This window comes from Acinetobacter sp. WCHAc010034, from assembly GCF_001696615.3.
Lineage (GTDB): Bacteria > Pseudomonadota > Gammaproteobacteria > Pseudomonadales > Moraxellaceae > Acinetobacter.
In genome coordinates this window covers 1,642,769-1,666,472 of record NZ_CP032279.1, presented here as the reverse complement: position 1 = coordinate 1,666,472, position 23,704 = coordinate 1,642,769, and the positions used below count along the sequence as shown (strand labels likewise).

The 23,704-nt window shown below is 54.1% G+C and carries 24 protein-coding genes and 1 riboswitch; of the genes, 11 read left to right on the top strand and 13 right to left on the bottom strand.

Annotation, left to right across the window (positions count from 1 at the left end):
- The first annotated feature begins 29 nt into the window (after positions 1 to 29).
- Positions 30 to 1,376, top strand: coding sequence for a UDP-N-acetylmuramoyl-L-alanine--D-glutamate ligase (gene murD, locus BEN74_RS09630; protein WP_068908071.1), 1,347 nt, complete (start codon positions 30 to 32; stop codon positions 1,374 to 1,376).
- A 21-nt stretch (positions 1,377 to 1,397) separates the two neighbouring features.
- The gene (gene ftsW, locus BEN74_RS09625; RefSeq protein ID WP_068908074.1) at positions 1,398 to 2,594 is read left to right on the top strand and encodes a putative lipid II flippase FtsW; all 1,197 of its coding nucleotides are present in this window, start codon (positions 1,398 to 1,400) and stop codon (positions 2,592 to 2,594) included.
- A 218-nt stretch (positions 2,595 to 2,812) separates the two neighbouring features.
- Here ftsW and gluQRS read toward each other — a convergent pair whose 3' ends face one another.
- The 6 genes from gluQRS to BEN74_RS09595 all read right to left on the bottom strand — a co-directional run bounded on the left by gluQRS (position 2,813) and on the right by BEN74_RS09595 (position 9,287).
- On the bottom strand, positions 2,813 to 3,733 hold the full coding sequence (gene gluQRS / locus BEN74_RS09620) for a tRNA glutamyl-Q(34) synthetase GluQRS (RefSeq protein ID WP_068908077.1): 921 nt from the start codon (positions 3,731 to 3,733) through the stop codon (positions 2,813 to 2,815).
- Between the two features lie 2 nt (positions 3,734 to 3,735).
- On the bottom strand, positions 3,736 to 4,263 hold the full coding sequence (gene dksA / locus BEN74_RS09615) for an RNA polymerase-binding protein DksA (protein WP_068908080.1): 528 nt from the start codon (positions 4,261 to 4,263) through the stop codon (positions 3,736 to 3,738).
- 207 nt (positions 4,264 to 4,470) lie between these two features.
- The gene (cpdA, locus tag BEN74_RS09610; RefSeq protein ID WP_068908123.1) at positions 4,471 to 5,280 is read right to left on the bottom strand and encodes a 3',5'-cyclic-AMP phosphodiesterase; all 810 of its coding nucleotides are present in this window, start codon (positions 5,278 to 5,280) and stop codon (positions 4,471 to 4,473) included.
- A 10-nt stretch (positions 5,281 to 5,290) separates the two neighbouring features.
- Positions 5,291 to 5,911 (bottom strand): NUDIX domain-containing protein, encoded by a 621-nt coding sequence (locus tag BEN74_RS09605; RefSeq protein ID WP_068908128.1) that lies wholly within the window; start codon positions 5,909 to 5,911, stop codon positions 5,291 to 5,293.
- Positions 5,912 to 5,997: 86 nt separating this feature from the next.
- Entirely contained in the window at positions 5,998 to 7,890 is a 1,893-nt protein-coding gene (gene thiC, locus BEN74_RS09600; protein ID WP_068908083.1) for a phosphomethylpyrimidine synthase ThiC, read from the bottom strand.
- 123 nt (positions 7,891 to 8,013) lie between these two features.
- A riboswitch (TPP riboswitch) is annotated at positions 8,014 to 8,142 on the bottom strand.
- Positions 8,143 to 8,246: 104 nt separating this feature from the next.
- Positions 8,247 to 9,287, bottom strand: a complete 1,041-nt coding sequence (locus BEN74_RS09595) for a hypothetical protein (protein ID WP_213072373.1) — start codon at positions 9,285 to 9,287, stop codon at positions 8,247 to 8,249.
- Between the two features lie 235 nt (positions 9,288 to 9,522).
- Between BEN74_RS09595 and phoU the strand changes: the two genes are divergently transcribed.
- Positions 9,523 to 10,242, top strand: a complete 720-nt coding sequence (gene phoU / locus BEN74_RS09590) for a phosphate signaling complex protein PhoU (RefSeq protein WP_068908084.1) — start codon at positions 9,523 to 9,525, stop codon at positions 10,240 to 10,242.
- Positions 10,243 to 10,584: 342 nt separating this feature from the next.
- Here phoU and BEN74_RS09585 read toward each other — a convergent pair whose 3' ends face one another.
- Positions 10,585 to 11,574, bottom strand: coding sequence for an IS110 family transposase (locus BEN74_RS09585; RefSeq protein ID WP_119285037.1), 990 nt, complete (start codon positions 11,572 to 11,574; stop codon positions 10,585 to 10,587).
- A 414-nt stretch (positions 11,575 to 11,988) separates the two neighbouring features.
- The gene (locus BEN74_RS09580; protein WP_068912992.1) at positions 11,989 to 12,762 is read right to left on the bottom strand and encodes an IclR family transcriptional regulator; all 774 of its coding nucleotides are present in this window, start codon (positions 12,760 to 12,762) and stop codon (positions 11,989 to 11,991) included.
- Here BEN74_RS09580 and BEN74_RS19410 point away from each other — a divergent pair, their 5' ends adjacent.
- Positions 12,763 to 12,924, top strand: a complete 162-nt coding sequence (locus BEN74_RS19410) for a hypothetical protein (RefSeq protein WP_162898166.1) — start codon at positions 12,763 to 12,765, stop codon at positions 12,922 to 12,924.
- 191 nt (positions 12,925 to 13,115) lie between these two features.
- On the opposite strand, the gene ruvX is transcribed toward BEN74_RS19410, so the two are convergent.
- Together ruvX and BEN74_RS09570 are read right to left on the bottom strand one after the other, a co-directional pair.
- Positions 13,116 to 13,559: a Holliday junction resolvase RuvX gene (ruvX, locus tag BEN74_RS09575; RefSeq protein ID WP_068912990.1), complete on the bottom strand. Its 444-nt coding sequence runs from the start codon at positions 13,557 to 13,559 to the stop codon at positions 13,116 to 13,118.
- Complete coding sequence (locus BEN74_RS09570) at positions 13,552 to 14,106, bottom strand: YqgE/AlgH family protein (protein ID WP_068912988.1); 555 nt, start codon at positions 14,104 to 14,106, stop codon at positions 13,552 to 13,554. Before BEN74_RS09570 ends, ruvX begins: the two co-directional genes overlap by 8 nt.
- Positions 14,107 to 14,461: 355 nt before the next feature.
- On the opposite strand from BEN74_RS09570, the gene BEN74_RS09565 reads away from it, so the two are divergent.
- From BEN74_RS09565 to BEN74_RS09550, 4 genes are read left to right on the top strand one after another with little or no spacing between them, the layout of a single operon-like run.
- On the top strand, positions 14,462 to 15,817 hold the full coding sequence (locus BEN74_RS09565) for a hypothetical protein (RefSeq protein ID WP_228200413.1): 1,356 nt from the start codon (positions 14,462 to 14,464) through the stop codon (positions 15,815 to 15,817).
- A gap of 19 nt (positions 15,818 to 15,836) precedes the next feature.
- Positions 15,837 to 16,241, top strand: a complete 405-nt coding sequence (locus BEN74_RS09560; RefSeq protein ID WP_068912983.1) for a DUF1425 domain-containing protein — start codon at positions 15,837 to 15,839, stop codon at positions 16,239 to 16,241.
- A 14-nt stretch (positions 16,242 to 16,255) separates the two neighbouring features.
- Positions 16,256 to 16,852 carry a penicillin-binding protein activator LpoB gene (lpoB, locus tag BEN74_RS09555; RefSeq protein ID WP_068912981.1) on the top strand — a complete coding sequence of 199 codons (597 nt, stop codon included), beginning with the start codon at positions 16,256 to 16,258 and terminating at the stop codon, positions 16,850 to 16,852.
- A gap of 50 nt (positions 16,853 to 16,902) precedes the next feature.
- Entirely contained in the window at positions 16,903 to 17,886 is a 984-nt protein-coding gene (locus tag BEN74_RS09550) for a CsgG/HfaB family protein (protein WP_068912979.1), read from the top strand.
- A gap of 75 nt (positions 17,887 to 17,961) precedes the next feature.
- On the opposite strand, the gene recN is transcribed toward BEN74_RS09550, so the two are convergent.
- Entirely contained in the window at positions 17,962 to 19,623 is a 1,662-nt protein-coding gene (gene recN / locus BEN74_RS09545; protein WP_068912977.1) for a DNA repair protein RecN, read from the bottom strand.
- Positions 19,624 to 20,077: 454 nt separating this feature from the next.
- On the opposite strand from recN, the gene BEN74_RS09540 reads away from it, so the two are divergent.
- The 3 genes from BEN74_RS09540 (at position 20,078) to BEN74_RS09530 (ending at position 22,238) form a co-directional block, all read left to right on the top strand.
- Entirely contained in the window at positions 20,078 to 20,401 is a 324-nt protein-coding gene (locus BEN74_RS09540) for a pyrimidine/purine nucleoside phosphorylase (protein WP_068912975.1), read from the top strand.
- 138 nt (positions 20,402 to 20,539) lie between these two features.
- Complete coding sequence (rlmB, locus tag BEN74_RS09535) at positions 20,540 to 21,289, top strand: 23S rRNA (guanosine(2251)-2'-O)-methyltransferase RlmB (protein WP_068912973.1); 750 nt, start codon at positions 20,540 to 20,542, stop codon at positions 21,287 to 21,289.
- 28 nt (positions 21,290 to 21,317) lie between these two features.
- On the top strand, positions 21,318 to 22,238 hold the full coding sequence (locus tag BEN74_RS09530; RefSeq protein ID WP_068913015.1) for a DMT family transporter: 921 nt from the start codon (positions 21,318 to 21,320) through the stop codon (positions 22,236 to 22,238).
- Here the strand turns inward: BEN74_RS09530 and coaE are convergent.
- Positions 22,235 to 22,843 carry a dephospho-CoA kinase gene (gene coaE, locus BEN74_RS09525; RefSeq protein ID WP_068912971.1) on the bottom strand — a complete coding sequence of 203 codons (609 nt, stop codon included), beginning with the start codon at positions 22,841 to 22,843 and terminating at the stop codon, positions 22,235 to 22,237. The two genes, BEN74_RS09530 and coaE, sit on opposite strands and share 4 nt — an antisense overlap.
- 9 nt (positions 22,844 to 22,852) lie before the next feature.
- On the bottom strand, positions 22,853 to 23,689 hold the full coding sequence (locus tag BEN74_RS09520; RefSeq protein ID WP_068912969.1) for a prepilin peptidase: 837 nt from the start codon (positions 23,687 to 23,689) through the stop codon (positions 22,853 to 22,855).
- Positions 23,690 to 23,704 lie beyond the last annotated feature (15 nt).

The window sequence follows — 23,704 nt, the reverse complement described above, 5'->3', positions numbered from 1 at the left end:
TTAAAAACAGACCGTAAAATGGGGCAAAAATGTTAATACAGCGTGGTGGTTTAAAGGTCGTTGCCGGACTTGGAATTTCGGGGGTGGCCGCGGTTAATTTCTTGCATGAACAGGGCTACCGCGTTGCAGCAACAGATTCACGGCAAACCCCGCCGGGCCATGATCAGATCCCCGCTGCGGTGCAGACCAGCTTCGGCAGGCTGGATGAAGAGCTGCTGCTGCAGGCCGATGAAATCATCATCAGCCCGGGGCTGGACCCGAAGCTCCCTGAAATTCAGGCCGCCATCGCCAAAGGCATTCCCGTGGTCAGCGAAATTCAGATTCTGCGCCGCGCCACAGACAAGCCGATTGTCGCGATTACCGGCTCCAATGCCAAAAGCACCGTCACCACGCTGTTTGGCCTGATGGCCGAAGATGCGGGCAGAAAAGCCGCTGTCGGCGGCAACTTGGGCCGTCCGGCGCTAGATTTAATCAAGGATGATCCGGATCTGTATGTGCTGGAGCTGTCGAGCTTCCAGCTGGAAACCACTTCAAATTTGGCTGCCGAAGTGGCTGTGGTGCTGAACATGAGTGAAGATCATTTAGACCGCCATGGCGACATGATGGGCTATCACACCGCCAAGCACCGCATCTTTCAGGGCGTGAAAAAAGTGGTGCATAACCGTGACGACTCGCTGACCCGCCCGCTGGTGCCGGATGCAACGCCGATGCAGAGCTTTGGCCTGAATGCGCCGGATTTGAATCAGTACGGCGTTTTAAGGGATGACGACGGAACCATGTGGCTGGCGCGCGGCCGCGAGCGCCTGCTGAAAAGCTCAGAAATGTACATTCAAGGCACGCACAATGTGGCGAATGCTTTGGCCTGCTTGGCTTTAGGTGAAGCGATTGGCCTGCCTTTGCACAGCATGCTGGAAACCCTGAAGACCTTCAAAGGCTTGGAACACCGCTGTGAATTCGTCAAAGAGCTGCACGGCGTGCGCTATTATAACGACTCGAAAGGCACCAATATCGGCGCTACGCTGGCTGCCCTTGACGGCCTGGGCGCCGCCATTGAAGCCAAAGGCGGCAAAGTGGTGATTATTTTGGGCGGGCAGGGCAAAGGGCAGGACTTCAGCGCGCTGCGTGAATCGCTCAGAAAATACGCCACAGCTGCGGTGCTGATCGGCGAAGACCGCCCGCTGATTGAAAAGGCGGTTGCGGGCACCACGGAACTGCTGCATGCAGAATCATTGAAGCAGGCGGTGGAAATCTGCCGGCAGCAGGCGCAGGCGCATGATGTCGTGCTGCTGTCTCCGGCCTGCGCAAGTTTTGATATGTTTAAAGGTTACAGCGAGCGCGGTCAGCAGTTTGTTGATTGCGTCAATGTACTGGCTTAAAAGAACGATAAGGAAAGTTGTATGGCTGGGTTAGCTCAGACGACCATAAGTAAAATAAACGAAGCCTACGGCCGGTGGGCGCCCAAGCTGCCTGCCGAAGTCAATATGCGCAATGTGCTGATCTTCTGCGTTCTGGCCCTGCTGTGCATCGGCTCAATCATGGTGGCTTCGGCATCCATGCCCTATGCAGACCGGCTGCATGAAAACGCCTTTCACTATGTGACGCGCCACGGCATTTCCATTCTGGTGGCCTGCCTGGCGGCGTTTCTGGCCTATAAGGTGCCGATGAATGTGTGGTTCAACAACACCTTCCCGCTGTGGCTGCTGACCATCGGGCTGCTGGCGGTGGTGCTGGTGGCCGGAACCGAGGTCAATGGCTCCACCCGCTGGATCCGCATCGCCGGCTTTACCCTGCAGGCCTCCGAAGTCGCCAAAGTCATGATGGCAATTTTCACCGCGGATTATGTGGTGCGCAGGGCGGAAGAGGTGCGCAATAACCTGTCCGGCCTGTTCCGCTTAGGCGCGGTCATGATCATCACCGTGGGCCTGATTCTGGCTGAGCCGGACTTGGGTGCAACTGCGGTGATTGTCCTGATGATTCTGGGGGTATTCTTCCTTGCCGGCGCGCCGCCGATTCAGTTCATCGCGTTTCTGGCCGCCATTGTGCTGGGCTTGGCTGCGGCGATTGTCTTTGAGCCTTACCGCCTGCAGCGCGCGCTGTCCTTCACTAACCCCTGGGCCGATCCGCTCGGCACCGGCTACCAGCTCTCGAATGCGCTGATGGCCTTTGGGCGCGGCGAATGGTTTGGCGTCGGCCTGGGCCACAGCATTCAGAAAATGTCCTACCTGCCGGAAGCGCATACCGACTTTATGCTGGCGATTCTGGGTGAAGAATTCGGCTTCTTCGGCATTACCACGGTGCTGGTGCTGTCCTTCACCATGGTGGTGTGCTGCATTAAAATCGGGCACCGCGCCCTGAAGCATCAGTACCTGCGCGCCGGCTATCTGGCTTACGGCATCAGCATTATTTTCCTGCTGCAGATTCTGGTGAATGCCGGCATGAACATGGGCATGCTGCCGACCAAGGGCCTGACTCTGCCGTTCATCAGCTACGGCGGCTCGTCTTTGATTATGTGCGCGGTGATGGTCAGCCTGATTCTGAAAATTGAAGCCACCACCAATCAGGTGAATCCGAGCAAAGAGGAATCCAGCTTCTAAACCGGATTGATGCGATTCATCACGCCGGGCATGGTTTAAGGCTGTGCCCGGCATTTTTTTTGCAGTTCAGGCCAATTGCCGGTTAATTTGGCGTTTTTGACAGTAAATTCAGCGGAATGGATGGCTGCCGATGGCTTTTCTTTTAGGGCTGAATCCCAAAATAAAAAGCCTTGCATCTGCTTATGAAGGGGCTGGAAGCATTGCTGCGCAATGCGGATTTACAGATAGCAGCCCTGCAGCGCTGTGCCGCGCGGAATCCTGCGGATATCCCACTGCGCAACCGCCTGGCGCAGCATCTGCGCCGGCGCATCCAGTTCAGTTTCCGGCTGATGCAGCGCGCGCAAGGCCTGCTGCAGCAGCTGCGGCGCCTGAGTTAAATCCAGCGCCTGCGCCATGTTCTGCTTGGACAGCTTTTGGCCCTGATCATTCATGGCCAGAGGCAGGTGCATATACTGCAGCTCCGGACAGCCAAGCAGCCGGCCCAGCCAGATTTGCCGCTCGGTATTGTCCAGAAGGTCGGCGCCGCGCACCACATGGGTCATGCCCTGCAGGCAGTCATCGACCGCAACCGCCAGCTGGTAATTGATGATGCCGTCACGGCGCTTCAGCACAAAATCGCCTAAATCCCGCTGCAGATTGGAACAGTGCCGGCCCTGCAGGCGGTCGTCAAAGCAGATTTCCTGATCATCCACCTTAACGCGGATGGCTTGACCCGCGAAGGGCAGGGCCAAAGCGCGGCAGGTGCCGGCATAGATATGATTGGAGCCAAGCATTTTGCGCGTGCACTGGCAGGCGTAAACCCAGCCCTGCTGATGCAGCTGCTCAATGACCGACTCATAGATTTCAAGGCGGTCTTTCTGAAAGATGATTTCGGCGTCCGGCTCCAGCTGAAAAGCGTCAATTGAACGCAGGATATGCGCTTCGCTGCCGGGATAGATGCGGGGAATGTCGGTGTCTTCAATGCGCACCAGCCATTGGCCGGCGTTTGCCTTGGCATCGCAGTAGCTGGCCACCGCGGTGATTAAAGAGCCAAAATGCAAAGGGCCGGTTGGCGATGGCGCAAACCGGCCCGTATAAGCCATCCTGCTGTCCCCCTCCTGCAGTAAAGGAGGGGTGAGGGGTGGATTATTGGAGAACATGCTTAACCGTTGTTCTGCTTCTCTTTGATCTCTGCCAGGGTTTTGCAGTCAATGCACAAAGTCGCAGTCGGGCGCGCTTCAAGGCGGCGCAGGCCAATTTCAATGCCGCAGGTTTCGCAGAAGCCGTAGTCATCATTTTTGATGGCTTCAATCGACTGCTCAATTTTGCGGATCAGCTTGCGCTCGCGGTCGCGGGTGCGCAGCTCAATGGCGAATTCTTCTTCCTGCGTTGCGCGGTCATTCACGTCAGGCAGCGCGGTGTTTTCGTCCTGCATGGTGTTTAAAGTGCGGTCGACTTCAGACATCAGCTCAGCTTTCCATGCCAGCAGAATGCGGCGGAAATGCTCAAGCTGCCCTTCTGACATGTATTCTTCATTTTTCTTCGGTTGATAAGGCTCAATACCAAATAAGCTAGCAGTAGAACCGCCTTCAGAGGCCTTTGGCTTTGCTTTGCGGACGCGTTTTACAGATTTCTCATCTGCGGTATCAGCGTGTTCATCTAAGACTTGATTTTGGTTGTCATTCGCCATTTAGGGCATTCCTCATCATATGCATATATCTATAAGCAAAAAATATGGTGATATGCAAGTTTTTTATCCACCCTTGAGGAGATTCCTCCTGCAGGGCCGTCATCATATAGACTTTTTTTCGATTTTGATAGTCTTAGATGGCCGGATTAGATCTATCACTTTTCCATCAGATGCCATAAATTAATGGAAAAAAATTAAAATGAAAAGTTAATAACCTGAAATTTGAAGATTAATTTCAGGCTGGCTGATTTTCACCCGCACAACTTCAGTGGAAAACTCGCCATTTTCCCTTAAATGCAGCACGCGGTAGCCCGGCGCGGACTGATCCAGCGCGAAAGTGTCGCTGCGCGGCTTGAACTGCACGCTGGTGGAGGGCGTAGACAGGAACTGCACGCCATGCCATTCATGGCAGGAGTCCTGATGCACATGGCCGCACAGCACGGCCTTGACGTTGCGGTGCTTGGCAATCACATCCATTAAGTGTTCGGCGTTTTTCAGCTTGTGCTGGTCAATCCAGCGCGACTGCATGGCGAAAGGATGATGATGGCAGGCGATAATCACATGCTGATCCGCCTGCTGCGCCAGAATCTGCTCCAGCTGTTGCAGCTGCTGCTGCGCGACCCAGCCGTCAACCTGGCCGGCAACGGCGCTGTTCAGCAGCACAATGCGCCATGCGCCGAAGCTGAGCACATGCGCCTGATCGCGCTGCTGATGAAAGGGGAAAAGCGCGGTATCGTCATGGTTGCCGGGAACCTGGAAATGCGGAAGGCCCTGCTGCTGCATATGCTGCAGGTAGCGCGCATAGGTGGCCTGAACCGGCACCTGCGCCAAGTCGCCGGTATGCACAATGGCGTGAATAGGCGAAAGGCGCTGCGTGATATGCGCCATTACCTCATGAAAGCTCTGTTCTGGATTCATTCCGGCAAACTCAAGGTCTTCCTGATCCATGAGATGCGTATCCGAAATCTGGACGATGGTCCAGTCCGGAGGTGTTTCTGTATTCATCAGCAAAGGCATGTCCTTCCCCTTAGACATTCTTTATAGTATGAATTTCCTGCTGCAGCCATTGCAAGGCCATAATGACAGGCGCGTTCTTTAACCGACCGCTGACCAGCAGTTCCGGCAAGTCCGCGTAGTTCAGAATATGCAGCTGAATATTCTCGCCTTCGTCCGGCATGCCGAAAACGCCGCCATGTTCAGGCAGCTCGGCTTGCGCGCTGTAGAGGTGGAACAGCTCTGAGCAGGCGCCGGCGGAAGGGTAAAAGCTGAACAGGTGCTGCAGTCCGCGCAGTTCGCAGCCGGATTCTTCCAGGCTTTCCCTGCGGATGCAGCTTTCAGGCGATTCGGCGCCGTCCAGCACGCCGGCGATAATTTCCAGCTGCCAAGGCGAATCGGCATCATCAATTGCGCCGATCCGGAACTGCTCAATCAGGGCGAATTTCCGCTGCTCATGGCTGTAAATCAGCACGCCGGCGGCTTCCGGACGGTGAATCAGCTCGCGCTGAAGCACCGGCGTGCTGCCGTCCTGCGCAAACAGGCGGTGGCGCAGTCTGACTTTCTCGACCTGAATAAAGCCCCTGAACAGATGCTCACGCCCTTCAATGGCGTAATCTTTATTGTTATAGGAAGCTTGTTTAATAATATTCATAAGCTTAATAAAAAGTAAAAGGATGAAAACGGCTGTTTTCATCCTAACTGAGATTTAAGGGAACACAAACGCTTTTTTTTGCAGCGTTACACTTTATGGTACAGTTTTTGACCCTGTTCCTGATAAGCGGCCTTCATTGCTTCCATGCCGGCGTCAATGTCTGAGCCGCCTGCTGCTGATTCCGCAATCTTTTGATTTTGCGCATAATCACGGACATTCTGGGTGATTTTCATCGAGCAGAATTTTGGCCCGCACATCGAGCAGAAATGCGCGGACTTGTGCGCTTCCTTCGGCATGGTTTCATCATGCATGGAGCGCGCAGTGTCCGGGTCCAGGCTTAAATTGAACTGGTCTTCCCAGCGGAATTCAAAGCGCGCCTTGGACAGGGCATTGTCGCGCGCCTGCGCGCCCGGATGGCCTTTGGCCAAATCGGCAGCGTGGGCTGCTATTTTATAGGTGATGATGCCGTCTTTCACGTCTTTTTTATTCGGCAGGCCCAAATGCTCTTTTGGCGTCACATAGCACAGCATTGCTGTGCCGTACCAGCCGATCATGGCGGCGCCGATTGCGGAGGTAATGTGGTCATAGCCCGGCGCAATATCCGTGGTTAAAGGGCCAAGGGTGTAGAATGGCGCTTCCTGGCAGACTTCCAGTTGCAGATCCATGTTTTCCTTGATCATATGCATCGGCACATGGCCCGGGCCTTCAATCATCACCTGCACATCATGCTCCCATGCGCGGTGGGTCAGCTCGCCCAGCGTGCGCAGTTCCGAGAACTGCGCTTCATCATTGGCATCCTGAATGCAGCCCGGGCGCAGGCCGTCGCCCAAGCTGAATGACACGTCATAGGCCTTCATAATTTCGCAGATTTCGTCAAAATGCGTATACAGGAAGTTTTCCTGATGATGCGCCAGGCACCACTGCGCCATGATGGAGCCGCCGCGCGAAACAATCCCGGTCAGGCGGTTGGCGGTCATCGGCACGTAGCGCAGCAGCACGCCGGCATGAATGGTGAAGTAGTCCACGCCCTGTTCGGCCTGCTCAATCAGCGTGTCCTTGAAGATTTCCCAAGTCAGGTCTTCGGCCACGCCGTCAACTTTTTCTAAGGCTTGGTAAATCGGCACGGTGCCGATCGGCACAGGCGAGTTGCGGATAATCCATTCGCGGGTTTCATGGATGTTTCTGCCGGTAGACAGGTCCATGATGGTGTCCGCGCCCCAGCGGGTCGCCCAGGTCATTTTCGCCACTTCTTCGTCAATTGAAGAGCCCAGCGCGGAGTTGCCGATATTGGCGTTGATTTTCACCAGAAAGTTGCGTCCGATGATCATCGGCTCAATTTCAGGGTGGTTGATGTTGGCGGGAATAATCGCGCGGCCTTCAGCGACTTCCTTGCGCACGAATTCCGGGGTGATTTCCGTCAGGTTGCGCGCGCCGAAGTTCTGGCCGGCATGCTGGCGCATATCCGCGCCTTCGCGCTGGCGCTGGTTTTCGCGGATGGCGATGTATTCCATTTCCGGGGTAATGATGCCCTGCTTGGCATAGTGCATCTGGGTGACATTCTGGCCGGCCTTGGCGCGGCGCGGCTTCTGAATATGCGCAAAGCGGATTTCCGCGGTGCGGATGTCTTTCAGGCGCTCCTGGCCGAAGGTCGAGCTTAGGGTGTCCAGGCGCTCTGTATCCGCGCGCTCTTCAATCCAGCTTTCGCGCACATTCGGCAGGCCCTTATTCAGGTCAATGGCAACTTTCGGGTCGGTGTAAACGCCGGAAGTGTCGTACACCATCAGCGGCAGGTTTTTTTCGCCGCCCAGGCCAGTCGGGGTATCGGTCAGCGCAATTTCCCGCATCGGCACCTGAATGTCCGGGCGCGAGCCTTGGATATACACTTTAGATGAAGCGGGCAGGATGCGGGTCAGATCTTTGGCGTCTTGCTCATGCTGAGCAGACAGGTCATTTGAGGAAAGATTCGTTAACTGGTTCATTGCAGTGATCCTTATGAATGTCATCAGCGAATCAAGCGTGACCGGAAACCCTGGCGGACTGTTCTGCTGAAGCCTTCAGCTGGCTTGGGGCGGCAGCGGCGGCAGATCAATCGGAAGCTTGAGGCTTACAGATGGCTTGATTCCTACGCAGGTCTTAACCTGATCAGGTTCAACGGTACTCGCCATCAAACCCTGCACATTCAGAATTTAGGCGATCTCAGCGGGTTGTTACCCGCGCTCCGTCAAGCGGTGATGAAATCTTAGCCCAGTCTGGCGCTAAAGAATAGTCAGCTGGGCAATTTAGTCTGATGCTTATTGGTAAATGCTTTAAATCTTATTATTTTATAATGAGTTGGTCAGCGGCAGACGGCGTCGCTGAAGCAGTCTTTTTTATAGCGCGGCGCCGGATTGCGCAGATTCAGGTGCAGTTCCAGCTGCTGCCAGGGGCTGAGGCCGCTTTGCCCGCCGGCGGCCTGCTGGCGCTGTTCCGGGCTCATCTCCAGAAAATTGAGGAAGCGGCCGGCCTGCAGAGCCAGGGCGGAATCCTTCAGCTTGGCGATTTTCTGCATTTCTTCGGCCGTGCCGGCTTGCACATCCAGGCGGCCGGCATAGCTGCCGGAAACCGGGGTATCTTTCAGGCCTTTGAATAAAAATACTTTGTACTGGTACAGCAGCTGCTGCGCATCCTGCAGATAGCTGCTTTTCGGGTATTTCTGAATGTAGTCTTCCCAGAACAGCGCGCGCCGCGCGGTTTCCGGCGCATCAATCAGCAGGGACTGGTCTCTGAACGCCGGCTGCAGGTTCTGCTGCGCTAAATTTTCAATGAATATGCGCTCGGCTTCCGGCATGTACGGCGCAAAGATTTTCGCCAGATATTCGGGGCTGCGCCGGTAATGCAGTCCGCTCTGGCCGGCATCAATCAGTTCCACATAGGCCTGCCCCTGATGCTTCAGCAGGTACTGGTCGCGCAGCGCCAGCTGTTCAAAATGGCTTTGCTGAATGGTCGGATGCTGCGCCATGTCAAAGGCGTGCTGTTCAAACGCCAGCTGCTGCACAGGGCTGCGCTCGGCCTGCAGGAAGTTTTGATACATTTCATTGGAGCGCTGCAGCAGGCGCCGCTGCTGGGCTAAGTCCTGCAGGGGCAGGCAGACTTTCAGGTCCTGATTGACCTGTTCCAGAGCAAAGGTTGTGCGCTGATTATTGATCTCCAGCATATCCTGTTCCAGCTTTTGGCACAGCAGCGAGAGGTCAGCGGCTTCATGCTGCACATTCACCCCCGCCAGCTGCTCCTTAGCAGGCTGCGGCTCAGGCTGCTGCTGGCAGCCTGCGGTCAGGAGCAGGCAGAAACAGGCAAAGCTGAGCTTTGCGGCGGAAGGAAAAGGCTTTGGCACAGGCACCCGGCAATCAAATATGGCAATATAGCAGTCTGATAATGCTGCTATTCTATCGCCGAAACTGCGCCGTACTGTGTAGTATTGTGCAGTTGTTTGTTACCGCGCTGTGAGCATGGCTGGCGCAGCCGGGGAGCGGGGGCGGCAAAGAAAAATGCAGCCGTCATCAAACTTTCATAATGGATGTGCTTTAATATCCGCTTAACAATCTGCCTTAATCTGCTGCCGTGGAGTACGCCCTGTGAGTCCAAATAATCCTGTGCTGAGTCACCATATTTCTTCGCAATTCAATGAAGACATGCAGGATGTGAACACCAAATTCATGACCATGGGCGGCCTGGTTGAGCAGCAGGTGGCGAACGCCATTCATGCGCTGCTGGATACAGATGTCGCCATGGCGGTGGATGTGCAGTTTCAGGACAATACGGTTAACCGCTATGAAACTGAAATTGATGAGGCGCTGACGCTGATTTTAGCGCGCCGCCATCCGGCTGCGATTGACTTGCGCATGGTGATTGCCATGTCCAAAGCCAATACCGACTTGGAGCGCATCGGCGATGAAGCGGCCAAAATCGGCCGCATTGCGCAAAGCCTCTGTGAAGAGGGCGGTTCGCCGCGCGGCTATATGGAAACCCGCCATATCGGCAATCAGGTGCGGGTGATGATTCATGACGCCCTGGACGCTTTTGCGCGCCTGGATGTCGATCAGGCGCTGAAAGTGCTGCTGGCGGATGCCGACATTGACCGCGAATACCAGTCCGCCACCCGTACGCTGATGACCTATATGATTGAAGACCCGCGCCATATTACCCGGGTGATGAATGTGCTTTGGGTGCTGCGCTCTCTGGAGCGCATCGGCGACCATGCGCGCAATATTTCCGAGCAGGTGATTTATATGGTGAAAGGCCTGGATGTGCGCCACACCAGCGTGGAAGAAATTGAGCTGAAAGTGCAGCGCTGAGGCGCAAACAGCCAAGTCGGCCCGTTTAGAAACGGGCTGGCTTTTTATTTTAAAGCCGTTGAGGCTGCCGGCTCTGTACCGAAGTTTTCGCCTGCGCTGTCATAGTATGGTTTTTAAAAAATATAAATTAAAAACAAATATATATAGCTAAGCTATAAAGTCTGTATTACGCATGATTACCTATAAAATATGATTTCACGGGGTTTTAGCCACGTTAACTATCTCGGCAATAACGATGATGGTTGCACTGCCTCACTTTTGCTTTAGAAATTTAGATGCCTTTGCGCAGGCAAGATTTTACTTTGGAAAGACCCAAAGATACCGTCTCAGAGGTCAAGAGGATTATTGAGAATTGGCGCAATAATTCTCCTGATAAGGCCGCTGGTGCTTGAGTACGCCATAACAAAGATGAATCAGCTTCCTCATTGCAGCGCCAACCGCCATCATCTTGGTTTTGCCATTGGCCAGCAGCCTGTCATTCATCCCCTTTATGTGGGGATTATGCCGGGTTGCGACAATCGCCGCCATATATAAGCCGGCCCGTATTTTCGACGGGCCGGCTTTGGATAGGCGGCTCCTGCCGTGAATGGAGCTGCCCGACTGCCTTTGAATGGGCACCAGGCCGGCAAAGGCCGCCGCCTGGCTCGCCCTTTCAAAAGCATGGCTGCGCAAGAAGCTGAGCATTAATAAACTGGTCCGGTCTGCAATGGCCGGAATGCTGCTGAGCAGCGCCTTGTCATTTTTTAAATCAGGATGCTGATCAATGTGGTCATCAATCTGCCGGTCGAGATCCTGAATATGCCTGCTTAACTGCTTAATATTCTTATGGATCGACTGAAGTACCGGTTCTATCGTGAAGGTAGACTCCGCTTTTTCCAAACGGTTTTCTTCACGCTGCAGATCTTCACCAAGCACAGCCCTTCGATCCAGCAAAGCATTCAGCAGTTGAATATGTCCAGGCAGAGGCTGCCAAAAATGCAGATCCGCAGTCATCGCAAACCGGGCCAGAACTTCACTGTCAGCCTTGTCTGTCTTATTCAGCTTGGACATGCTCTGAGCAAAATACCGGGCTCTGGCGGGATTCGCCACACAGACTTGAAAGCCTGCATCAAATAAATATCCAGCTAGGCGTTCATGATAGACAGAAGTGGCTTCCATTAAGGCAATGGCCTGCGCAGGGCCTGCAGCATGATGATTCAGCCAGGCCTGAAGCTGTTCAAAGCCTTTGGGCGTATTCGGAAAGGTTTTGGTTTTCTTTTTGCCTGCAGAATCTTCTAAAATCAGACAGCAGTCAATTTTAGCTTTTGCAATATCAATACCGAGATAAAACATAATCTTACCTGCCTTATTTATTCAATTATTTTTTTCAGCATAACCGCCGTCTTTTCTTGCGAATCCAGCATCGAGGTGCTTAGTTACCGTCCAGAGTTGTGCAGGCAGTCAGGGCAAACAGCAGGTTTTATCTTTGGGCCAAACTTTAAGTTTTAGTAAACAACCAAACTCTGCTGTTTGCGTATAGTGAGAGCTAATCACTATGTGAATTAAGATACAAGTAAACAAAAGTCTTTTGTTGCCCATACACGGCGTCCTGAGCCAGTTTTAAGCACTGCTTTTAAACGCAGCGCAAGGATGGGCAACGTGCTGCATCCATGCCGCACTCGCGTATCCGGAGTTTCCTTTACTTAGCTATGGGGCCGCAATGCTGGCGCTGTCCGGTTTTTTATCACAGCCCCGCAGCGGAAGCGCTCAGTCCTGCTGGTTTTCCGGCAAAGCCATAAATTTCTTCTCAATCAGGCTGGCATTTTCATGCAGGATTTCAATCAGTTTCTGCAGGTTGACGAATTCGAAGCGGTTTCTGGACGCCAGCAGGGTCAAAGCCAGCGGCGGCGCTTTGCTGGAAAACTTAACCGGCACAGAGACGCCGGCGACATTCGGGTCCAGTTCGCCATTGGAAAAATAATAGCCCTGCTTCTTGATTTTTTTCATTGCCGCCAGAAAGTCGGCTTCATTGCCGGAAAAGCCGGTTTCCGCCAGCTGCGCTGCATAGCGCCGGTAATAGTCCAGAATACTGTGCTTCGGCAGGTGGGACATCATGATTTTTGCCGATGAGCCGATATATACCGGGCGCGGGCAGCCGCGCCCGTAAGACAGCAGCGGGGTGTTCTTGAAGACTTCATCGTGCAGGTCAATGCATGAATCATGATTTAACTGGGTCAGCAGGCAGGAAAACTCCGTGCGCTCGACAATTTCCCGCATAAAGGGAATGCTGATCTGCACCAGCGGGTCGGTGGTGCGGGAAATGTAGTCTAAGACCGCAATTTTGGACCCCAGCGTATAGTCGCCGGAGGTGCCGCTCAGGCGCTGCAGCAGTTCCGCTGAAACCAGCTCTTTCAGGTAGCGGTAGCTGGTCGGCTTGGAAAGGCTCAGCTCCTCACTGATGACGTCAACATTAATCACCGGGCGTGACACAGAGAATAAATCCAAAACCGTAAGAATTTTACCAAAACTGGAGAGCGCCATATGAACCTGCTTGGTTTAAATAAAAATCAAAATTTTATACAGGGTTACTTTATAACAAAATGTCTGGCGCCGTGCTGGGCTTTTATGCGCAATATGCTGCCATCCGCTGCATTCGGCATGTTTCAGCATATGGCGGTAAAAACCGATGGAAATCTTGAATGAATTCTTGCTGTCTGCTGTTTTTTATCAGTTTGCGATATTTCTGCTGCCCTGCATTCGGGCATTTAAGGCGTAAATCAGGAAAATTCAGCGGGGATTGATTGGCGGTTTTATGCCACTTTCCGCATGGCTGCAGGCTGGTATTCATGCAGACGCCGGCCGGTTTTTCGGCGCTGCATGAGTGAATGCTTCAATCAGGGGGTGAGGCCTTCAGGGCTGCGGTACCAGCTTTCAATGAATAAGGCTGCGGCGATGCTGTCGGCAGCCAGCTTTTTGCCGCGGCCCTGCGACTGGTACTGCTCCAGCTCGCTGCGCGCTTCACGCGTGGTCAGGCGCTCATCCACCATCAGGGTTTCAATATTGGTCTGATGGCGCAGACGGCGGGCGAATTTGCGCGAGCGCGCGGAAAGCTCGGATTCGGTGTCGTCCATATTCAAAGGCAGGCCGACCAGAAATAAAGTCGGCTGGTGCTGCTTGATGATTTTCAGCAGCTGATTCCAGTCCGGAATGCCGTCCTTCATTGGGAACAGCGCCAGCGGGCTGGCGCTTTCAATCATGGACTGGCCGACGGCCATGCCCATTTTCTGCGTACCGAAGTCAAACGCCATAATCATTTGCGGCGCATTCAAGTCAGGCATGTCCAATCTCAGAAGATAACCAAATGCGGTCTACCCCCATTTTTTTATAGGCGGCATCCCAGCGGTCATCGTAAGGCAAATTGAAAATCAAATCCATGTCCGATTCGCAAATCAGCCAGCCGCCGCGGGCAATTTCCGCTTCCAGCTGGTTTTTTGCCCAGCTGGCGTAGCCCAGCGCAATTTGATAGCGTCCCACGCCTTCATTATGCGCAATCGCGTCAAGAATGTCCTTGGACGTGGTAATGCAGACATTTTCCCCCACGGCGATGGAGGAATGCCAGGTCGGCTGGCCGGTATGCAGGACAAAGCCAGCTTCCGGCCGCAAAGGGCCGCCTTGCAGCACCGCATGCGGATGCACATTGTCTGCATCAATTTCCAGGTCATTCAGCAGTTCTTTAATCTGAATGCCTGAGGGGCGGTTGATAATAATGCCTTGCGCGCCGTCCTGATCATGACGGGCCAAATAAATGACCGTATTTGCAAAAAATTCATCCTGCATATCTGGCGGAGCAATCAGGCATCGGTGCGTCAGATATTGTTTGCTCACCTAAGCGTCTCCGGGCTTTAGCTCATCATTAAAGAATAGTTTTAAATTTTGTAGGTTACGGCTCTGTCCAGAGCTTTATTGAACTATAGCATTGACTTGGCCAGTTGATGCAACGAATTATATGCTGAGGATATAAATATATTTTGCGGCCGCGCTTGGGCTGGGCGCTGCATGGGCGGAATGCTGCAGATCTGGCGGCTTCAATCATCATTAACATTGAGGCGATTTTTTGTGCACAGTGTTCAGTTTAGCTTAACAAAATCAAAATAATTAGCTGTTTTATAGGAATATATTGCTTTGACCTGAATTATTTCTGTTTGTATCATATATGTAACACTGGTTAAAATAATGCATTATGCGTACTCAAATTAACATGGCCGCCGCCGCTTTGTGCTTAGCCTCCCTGGCGGCTGCGCAGGCGAATGCGGGCGCGTTTGGAACTTATGAAGAAGACGGATCGCTGTTCAGAAGCGCTTTGAATGCTGAGCCTAATCCATCGGCGGCTGCCAAGTTTGAAAGCAAGAAAAACTCCAAAGACGCGGTGCTGTATCATCTGGAACAGGCGAGGATTCTGCAGGTGAATCAGAACTATGCGGAAAGCCTGGATGCCTATAAAAAAGCCTTTGAACTGCTGGATAAGCAAAATAACCGCAGCAAAATCAGCATGACGCGCGTGGGCTTTAAAGCGCTTTCAATGGTCAGCAATGAATCCGTGGTGCCTTATCTGGTGCCGCCCTATGAACAGGTTTTGGCGCATATTTCGCAGGCTAAGAATTACATCTTTTTAAATGATGCAGAAGCGGCCGGTGTGGAAATGCGCATTGCGCAGGGCATTCAGCGCGAAATTGAGCTGGAGCACGAAAAAGAGTTCGAAAAGAAAAAAGCCAAGCAGAATGACGGCGCAAGCATTGACTATTCGGTCTTGGATGAGGCTTTTTCCGGGCTGGACCCGATTGCAGGCCGCATCAAGAATACCTATCAGAACGGCTATGCCTTTTACATGGCGGCCAATCTGTGGGAAGCTACCGGCGACTACAACAGCGCCCTGGTCGATTTTAAGAAAGCCTATGAGCTGCAGGGCAGCGCCAGCTTCGCCAAAGACGTGGCGCGCGTGGATAAAGCCGTCAGCGGCAATGCGAAGTCCGTGCCGGTGATTGTGTTTATTGAGCAGGGCATTGTGCCGCAGAAAATTGAAAATAAGCTGGCTTTTCCAATGCCGAACGGGCTGGTCAATATCGCCTTTGCAAGCTATGAGCCGAGCAGCTATGCGCCGCCGCAAAGCCTGAAAATCAAGCTGGGGGAGCGGCAGGTGCAGCAGAGCTATCTGGTCAGCGATATCGGCGCATTGGCGGTAAAGAGTCTGAAAGAGCAGACTTTGAATACCGTCACCAGCCAGATTCTGCGCGCCACGACTAAATACGCCGCGCAGCAGCAGCTGGGCCAGCAGCTGGGCGTTTTAGGCCAGATGGCGGGGAATTTAATGAATGTGGCGACCGAGCGCGCCGATTTAAGGGCATGGTCGACGCTGCCGAGCAATACGCAGGCTGCGCGTTTTGATGTGAGTCCGGGCAAGCACAGCCTGCAGGTGATCGGGCCGCAGTCCGCCAGCCAGGTCATCAATATCGAAGCCAATCCGAATCAAACTGTTTTTGTCTATGTCAGCGATGTAAACAATAAAATTTCAGCCAGTACAAGCGCTGTAACCCATTAATTTAAAAAAGAGTGTAGTGATGAATATGAATTTGAAACTGGCGGCGGCCGGCCTGCTGGCCGTAGCGCTGGCCGGCTGTACCGCGCCGAACTCGCTGTCGACCCAGACTGCGGCGGATGGCAGCTACAGCGTGAAAACGGTCAGCAACAACCCGAAGCTGGTCACGCAGATTGCCGTGGACCGGATCAATATGGGCTATGCCGGCGATTTGAAAAAAGCCTCAATTGCGATTAAAGACCGCTGGTTTGTCAGCCGCACGTTTGAATACAAGATTGTCTGGATCGATGCCAGCGGCTTTGAGGTGAATCCTGAAGGCTCGCGCTGGAAGCCGATTCAGCTGACAGGCCGTGAAATCAAGACCGTTCAATCCATCGCGCCTAACCCATCCGCGGTTGATATCGTGGTTTATTTAAGAAAAGATTAATAAGGATCAGTTCCATGAAATTGAAATTAGCTTCAGCTGCTATTTTGGCGGCTTCAGTATTGACCGGCTGCGCTTCCACTAAGGTAGGCTATGGCGATGCGCAGGCGGTTGAAACCCTGACCAAGGATTTCGGCTCTACCGACCTGCAGATGATTGCGGACAAAATGGTGGATGACATGCTGACCTTCCCGGTGATTGTCCAGCTGACGCAGAACCGCCGCCCAGTGATGTTTGTGGACCGCATCCGCAATAAAACCCAGGAGCATATTGATACTGAGTCGATTACCGACACCATTCAGAACAAGCTGATCAATTCCGGCAAATTCCGCTTTGTCGACATGACTTCCGCAAATGCGCTGGCGCAGCAGCTGGCCTACCAGAAGCAGAGCGGCATGGTGAATCAGGCGACTTCGGTTAAAGCGGGCGGGCATATTGGCGCTGAATACATGCTGAACGGCAACCTGTCGAGCATTGTGAAAAACTCCGGCGGCAAAAGCGATGTGTACTACAAATTCACTTTGAAGCTGCAGAATGTGCAGACCGGCATTGTGGAATGGACCAGTGAAAAAGAAATCCGCAAGTCAGCAAAACGCTCGACCTTCGGCCTGTAATTCCAATCCGCAGCTGCGCGCCCGCGCAGCTGCTTCGGCAGATCATAACAATGAATAAACTATTTTTAGCCCTATTGCTTGCCGGGTGCGCATCCAGTTCAGCCTTTGCAGCATTGAAAGAAGTCGTTAAAGAAGCTTCAGGCAGCGGCGCGACGCAGCATCAGGCCATTTCAGAAGCCCTGCTGGTGGCGGTGCAGTCGGTGAACGGCGCGACCGTATCTTCACGGACAGACTATGAAGAAACCGTCAGCATGACGGCTTCCAATAACCAGTGGAGCTATACCGGAAAAGTTTCGCCTGTGTTCAGCGTGGACAGCGCCGGCTCAGGATCGGTCACTAAATTTCAGGTGCTGAGCGTGTCCGGGTCTAAAGGCCATTACCGCGCGAAAGTGCGCGCGCATGTGGTGCAGTATCAGTCATCGGTTCAGGATCAGCATTTGCGCCGCATTGCAGTGATGCCGTTCCAGTTCTATGAAAAGAATAACCGCTCTGCCCAGGTCGATTCCGCTGAGGATTTTGCATCGGAACTGTCTGACCAGCTGGGCGTGTATTTGGCGCAAAGCGGGCAGCTGAGCCTGCTTGACCGCCACTATTTAAGCGAAATGCAGTCTGAAAACGAGTTTCTGCAATGGGATGGCGCGCCGCAGGAACTGGCGCGCATTGGCCAGAAAGTCGGCGCGGATTATTTGCTGGTGGGGCGCATCAATGATATTTCAGTTGCCAGCGGCCAGCAGATGTACGGGATGAATCAGGGCGCGGATCAGGTGCGCCTGACCTGGCGCGTGATTGAAGCCAATACCGGAAAAGTGGCTGCTTCGGGCGCATTCAACCGCGTCCTTGCCGACAGCGCCGTGCAGAACCTGCTGAATAACTCGCTGAATGATTCAAGCGCAGACAAAATTGCGCAGGGCTTAAGCCAGGAAGTGCTGGCGGGGCTGAAGCTGCAGCCTCCATCCTATCAAAGCCAGAACGCAGGCTTCAGCCCGACCTATGAGATGACGCCGGGGTCGAGCGAAAAGCCGGTTCAGTGGTAAGCCTTGCTTCAATAGCGCTGAAAGCAGCTTGCTCAGGCTGCAGTGAAAAGCCGGCAGATCATCTGCCGGCTTTTTTCATGCATTCTGGAACTTCAGCTGGCGCAGCTGCCGGGCATGCTGCAGCGTGGTTTCGCCGATTTCAACGCCGCCGGTCATGCGCGCCAGTTCCTGAATGCGCCCGTCTTCCTGCAGCTTGATAATGGCGCTGCTGGCGGGGTCAGTCTGCTGCTTCTGCACCAGCAGATGCTGGTCAGACTGCGCGGCCACCTGCGCCTGATGGGTAATGCACAGGATCTGCACATGCTGCGCCAGGCTGGCCAGCAGGCGGCCGACCATTTCTGCCGTGCCGCCGCTGATGCCGACATCCACTTCATCAAATACCAGAATTTCCGCATCGGTTTTTTCAGCATTCATCACCTGCATGACCAGGGCGATGCGCGACAGCTCGCCGCCGGACGCCACGCGGGCCAGAGGCTGCGCCGGAATGCCCTTGTTGGCGCTGAACAGCAGCTGAATAAAGCTTAGGCCTTCGCTGGATGCTTCATCCAGCGCTTCAAACTTAAATTCAAAATAGGCTTCCGGCAGCGCCAGTTGCTTGACCTGCGCGGTCAGCTGCCTGGCCAGCGGCGCGGCGGCTTCGCGGCGGATTTGATCCAGATGCTGCGCCTTGCCTAAAAAGTCCTGATGGGCGGCCTCAACCTGTTCCGCCAAAGTTTCCGGATCTTCCAGCTGCTGCAGCTGCTGCAGTTCCGCCTGCCAGGCTTCATATTCCTCTTTCAGCGATTCCGGCTGGGTGCGGTACTTGCGCGCCAGGCGGTGGAAAACTTCCAGCTGCGCATTCAGCTCTTCCATGCGCTCCGGGTCAAAGCTCTGCCGGTCCATGAACTGGCGCAGGCTGGCGGTTGCATCCTCCAGTTCGCTTTGCGCGTTCAGCATCGAGGCGTAAATTTCGGAAAGCTGCCCGCTGCGGCCGGCATGCGCCTCAAGGCGCCGCAAAATGGAGGAAATTTCCTGATTAATATTCTGCTCGGCATCATCCAGAGCCGCTAAGCTGCTGCTGCAGTCCTGCATGATGTGCTCATGATGGCTGAGTCGGTCAAACTCCTGCTCAATTTCCTTATAGTCAGCCTGCACCGGCGCTTCCAGCTCTTCCAGCTGCAGTTCTAAGGTTTCCATGCGCTGCTTGCGGGTTGCCTGCGCATCCAGCGCGGCCTGATGCAGGCGGATGTTCTTTTGCCATGCGCCGTAGGCGTCGCGCACCGCTTGGGCCGGCGCGTGGAAATTGCTGTAGCGGTCCAGCCAGCGCCTCGGATAAGGCGGCTCCAGCAGCTGCTGCTGGCTGTGCTGGCTGTAAAGCTGCACCAGCATCCGGCCGATTTCCTTTAATTCCGCCAGGCTGCTGGGGCGGCCGTTAATCCAGGCCTTGCTGCGGCCTGTGGCGAAAATCACCCGGCGCAGCAGGATCTCGCCGGATTCATCATCCAGCTCCTGCGCTTTCAGCCACAGTGCTTCCGGCGAACCGTCCTGATAGCTGAAGGCAGCCGTCACATCGGCCTTATCCGCGCCATAGCGCACATAATTGGTGTCGGTGCGTTCGCCCAGGCAGGCTGACAGCGCATCCAGCAGCAGGGATTTCCCTGCGCCGGTTTCACCCGTTAAAACGTTAAAACCTTGTTCAATATCAATGGCTAAATGTTCAGCTAAGGCAAAATTGATCAGAGTTAAATGTGTCAGCATAAACGCATCCGGGCTGCGAAAAGTTTGAGTTTAAGATAGACAAGTTTTGTTATCGCCACAAGACGGTTTTTATTGTTCGGTGACCGTAAACAGCGTAATTCTATCTTAATTTCCGCATCAGCATGCAATTTCAGGCGGCTCTACGCTGCAAAAAAAGCGCAGGGCCTGAATCCAGCCGAATGCCTGAGCGCAGCAGGGCCGCGCGCCTTCAGCCCGCCCGCTGATCAACTTTAGTCGATGAGATGCAAAAAGAAAATTGTGCTGCTGCGGCAGTTGTTTTAGACTCGATGCGGACCGCCATCAGCCTGCCGGCTATACGCGCAGCGCAGGGCTGGCGGACACAATGCCAAGGACGGATTCATCCGGCGCAAACATGGATTGATTAGTTGCGGCAGCGCAATTAAACTGCTTCAATCTGAAGATTATAAATATGCTTTATCTGGAGAAAATACGCATGTCAGCTCAGTTTGATCATGTATCAGTCATTAAAAAATCAAATGTGTATTTCGGCGGCCTGTGCATCAGCCATACGGTGCAGTTTGCAGACGGCACTAAAAAAACCCTGGGCGTGATTTTGCCGACTGAGCAAGCGCTGACTTTTGAAACGCATGTTCCTGAACGCATGGAAATCATTTCCGGCGAGTGCCGCGTGCAGATCGCCGACAGCGAAGAAAGCGAACTGTTCCGCGCCGGCCAGTCATTCTATGTGCCGGGCAACAGCCGCTTTAAAATTGAAACCGATGAAGTGCTGGACTATGTCTGCCATCTGGAAGGCTGATTTATTCCTGCGCATGAGCTGACTTAGGCAAGGAAATTTCAGCCCAAATCAGTTAAACTAGGCGCCAAGCATCAATCCTGTAAAGCCGGCTTTACAGGATTTTTCTTTTGAATTGTCAATTGAAGTTAGAGGTCGTTCATGGCAAAACCTGAATATTATTATGGCGTTCATTCTGTGGAGTCATTGCTGGAGCTTGAGCCTGAGCGGGTTTTAACCTTATTTGCGCTGAAGGGGCGTGAAGATCAGCGCCTGCAGCGCATTTTTGAGCTGGCGGAGCCTTTCGGCGTCAGCGTGCAGAAAGCCAGCCGCGATACTTTGGAAAAGCTGGCCGGCCTGCCGTTCCATCAGGGCGTTGTGGCGGCGGTGCGCGCGCATCCGGCGCTGAATGAAAAGGATCTGGAAGAGCTGCTGCAGGCATCGGCGCAGCCTCTGCTGCTGGCTTTGGATCAGGTGACTGACCCGCACAACCTGGGCGCATGCATCCGCACCGCAGCGGCGATGGGTGTGGAAGCGGTGATTGTGCCGCGTGACCGCTCGGCCAGCCTGACCCCGACCGCGCGCAAAGTAGCCGCCGGCGGCGCGGAAAAAGTGAAATTCATTCAGGTGACCAACTTGGCGCGCACTTTGGGGCAGATTAAAGAGCAGTTTAATGTGCGCGTGGTCGGCACTATGCTGGATGAGCAGGCGCTGCCGATTCAGCAGTTTGATTTTACCGGCACTGCGGTATGCGTAGTGATGGGCGCGGAAGATACTGGCCTGCGCCCAATTACCCAGGCGCAATGCGATCAGAAAGTCTATATTCCGATGGCCGGCAACCTGCAGAGCCTGAACGTCAGCGTGGCCACCGGCATGGCGCTGTATGAGGCCTGCCGCCAGCGCAGCAGTTAATTCTCCAGCCCTGAGCAGCAAGTTTAAAATGCAGCCGCAAAAGCAAGGCTATCTGTATGTCCTGATCACCATGTGCATTTGGGGCGGCTTTACCTTGGCGGCGCGCCTGAGCGCCAGCTGGGGCATCAGCGCATGGGATTTAACCGCGCTGCGGTTCCTGCTGGCCTTTGCCATTTTAATGCCGATTCTCATCTATAAAAAAGATACGGCTTTCCTCTGGAAAAAGGAGCCGTTCATTTTAGCCATGCTGGGCGGGGTGATTTACTGCCTGAGCGCTTACAGCGCCTTTCATTATGCGCCGGCAGCCCACGCGGCGATCTTTCTGAACGGCTGCATTCCGCTGTGCACCGCTGCAGCGGCCTATGTGCTGTTTCAGCAGGCTTTTGACCGCCACACCTGGATCAGCCTGATCATCATGCTCGCTTCGATTGGCGCCATGAGCCTGCTGCTGTACATGCAGACAGGGCAGGCTTTCGGCCTGGGCGATCTGCTGTTTTTCATCAGCGCGGTCTGGTGGGGCATCTTTACCGTGCTGCTGCGCCAATGGAAACTGTCCGCCTGGCATGCCATGTCAGGCGTCGCCATTTGGTCCGCAGTGATCTATGTGCCGGTTTACCTGCTGTTTCTGCCCAAGCATCTCAGTGAGCCTGCTCCAGTGCATTTGATTGCCCAGGTGCTGTTTCATGGCATTTTTGTGGTGATTATTGCGACCTTAACTTATATCGAAGCGATTAAGCGCCTGGGCGCCTTTAAAGCCGGCAGCATTGTGACTCTGGCGCCGTTCATCGCTGCCATTTTAGCGGTGCCGCTGCTGCATGAGCCGCTGAGCGGCGCCATGGTTTTCGGCCTGATCGGGATGGGTATTGGCGCGCTGCAGCCGTGGCGCTGGCTGATGCATCAAGATCCGCTGCAGCGGCAAATTGACCGGCAGAAACAGCAGCCCGATTAGGGCAGCTGTTTTTTAGCCAAAGCTAGATACTTCTCATGCAAGGGCTGCAGATGCAGGTATAAATGATCCAGATGGCCGTCATTCAGCACAATGTCATCGGCGCGCTGCTGTTTCTGCGCGCGCGGCATTTGCGCCGCAATGATCTTTTTGATCTGTTCCGCATTTTGCCCGTCGCGCTGCGAAGCCCGCTGAATCTGCAGTTCTTCGGAAGCGTCAATCAGCAAACTGCGCTGCGCCAGTTCATGCTGATTGGTTTCAAACAGCAGGGGGGAGGCTAGCAGCGCGTAGGGGCTGGCCGCCTGCTGCAACTGCCAGATAATCGAGCTTCTAATGGCGGGATGGGTGATCTGTTCCAGCACTTTGCGCGCTTCAGGAGCTTTAAAAATATGCTCGCGCAGCGCGCGCCGGTTGAGTTCGCCATTTTCCAGCAGAACCCAGCCGCCGAAAGCCTGCTGAATCTGCGTGAGGGCAGGCTGCCCTTTTTGCACAATTTCGCGCGCAACCACATCGGCATCAACCACGGCAATGCCCTGCGATTCAAACCATGCGCTGGCCGCTGATTTGCCGCTGCCGATGCCGCCGGTTAAGCCCACTACAAATGCCATGCCGGCTCCTTATTGACCCAGGTAAATTTTCATGATCTGCCCGCCCCAGAGGAAAGCGATCCAGCCTGCAATGGCGATATATGGCCCGAAAGCGAAGGGCTGGTTTTCCTTGCGGACTTTCAGCAGGATGATGCCGATGATGGCGCCGACCAGTGAGGACAGCAGCACAATCAGCGGCAGCATCAGCGGCCCCATCCAGGCGCCCAAGGCGGCGAGAAGCTTGAAATCGCCATAGCCCATGCCTTCTTTGCCGGTCACGATTTTAAAAATGTAATAGACAATCCACAGGCAGAGGAAGCCGATAATATAGCCCCAAATGGCTGATGCCGGAGAGGTGTAAACAGCGAAGCTGTTGATGCCTAGGCCTAAAGCCGCCAAGGGCAGGGTATAGCGGTCCGGCAGCAGCTGGGTGTCAAAATCTATAAAGGTTAAGGCAATCAGCACCCAGGTCAGGATTAATCCGAACAGCATCTGCAGGCTTGGGCCAAAGACCGCTACAACGGTTAAAGAGCAGGCGGCGGTCAGCAATTCAATCAGCGGATAGCGGCTGCTGATCGGGTTCTGGCATGCAGCGCACTTGCCGCGGAGCAGGAGCCAGCTGATGACCGGAATGTTCTGATGCCAGCGGATCGGGCTGTGGCATTCCGGGCAGGCCGAATTCGGCTTGCTCAGGGTAATCTTGCTGGCCTCGGCTACCGGCTGTTCAGGGTGGAGGAACAGCTGGCAGTCAGTGCGCCATTCCTGCTCCATCATTTTAGGGGTCCTGTAAATGACTACATTCAGGAAACTGCCGACGCACAGGCTGAGTAGCCCGATAGCAATATAAAGCGCCACCGGGTTCTGCATGAAATATGAGAGAAT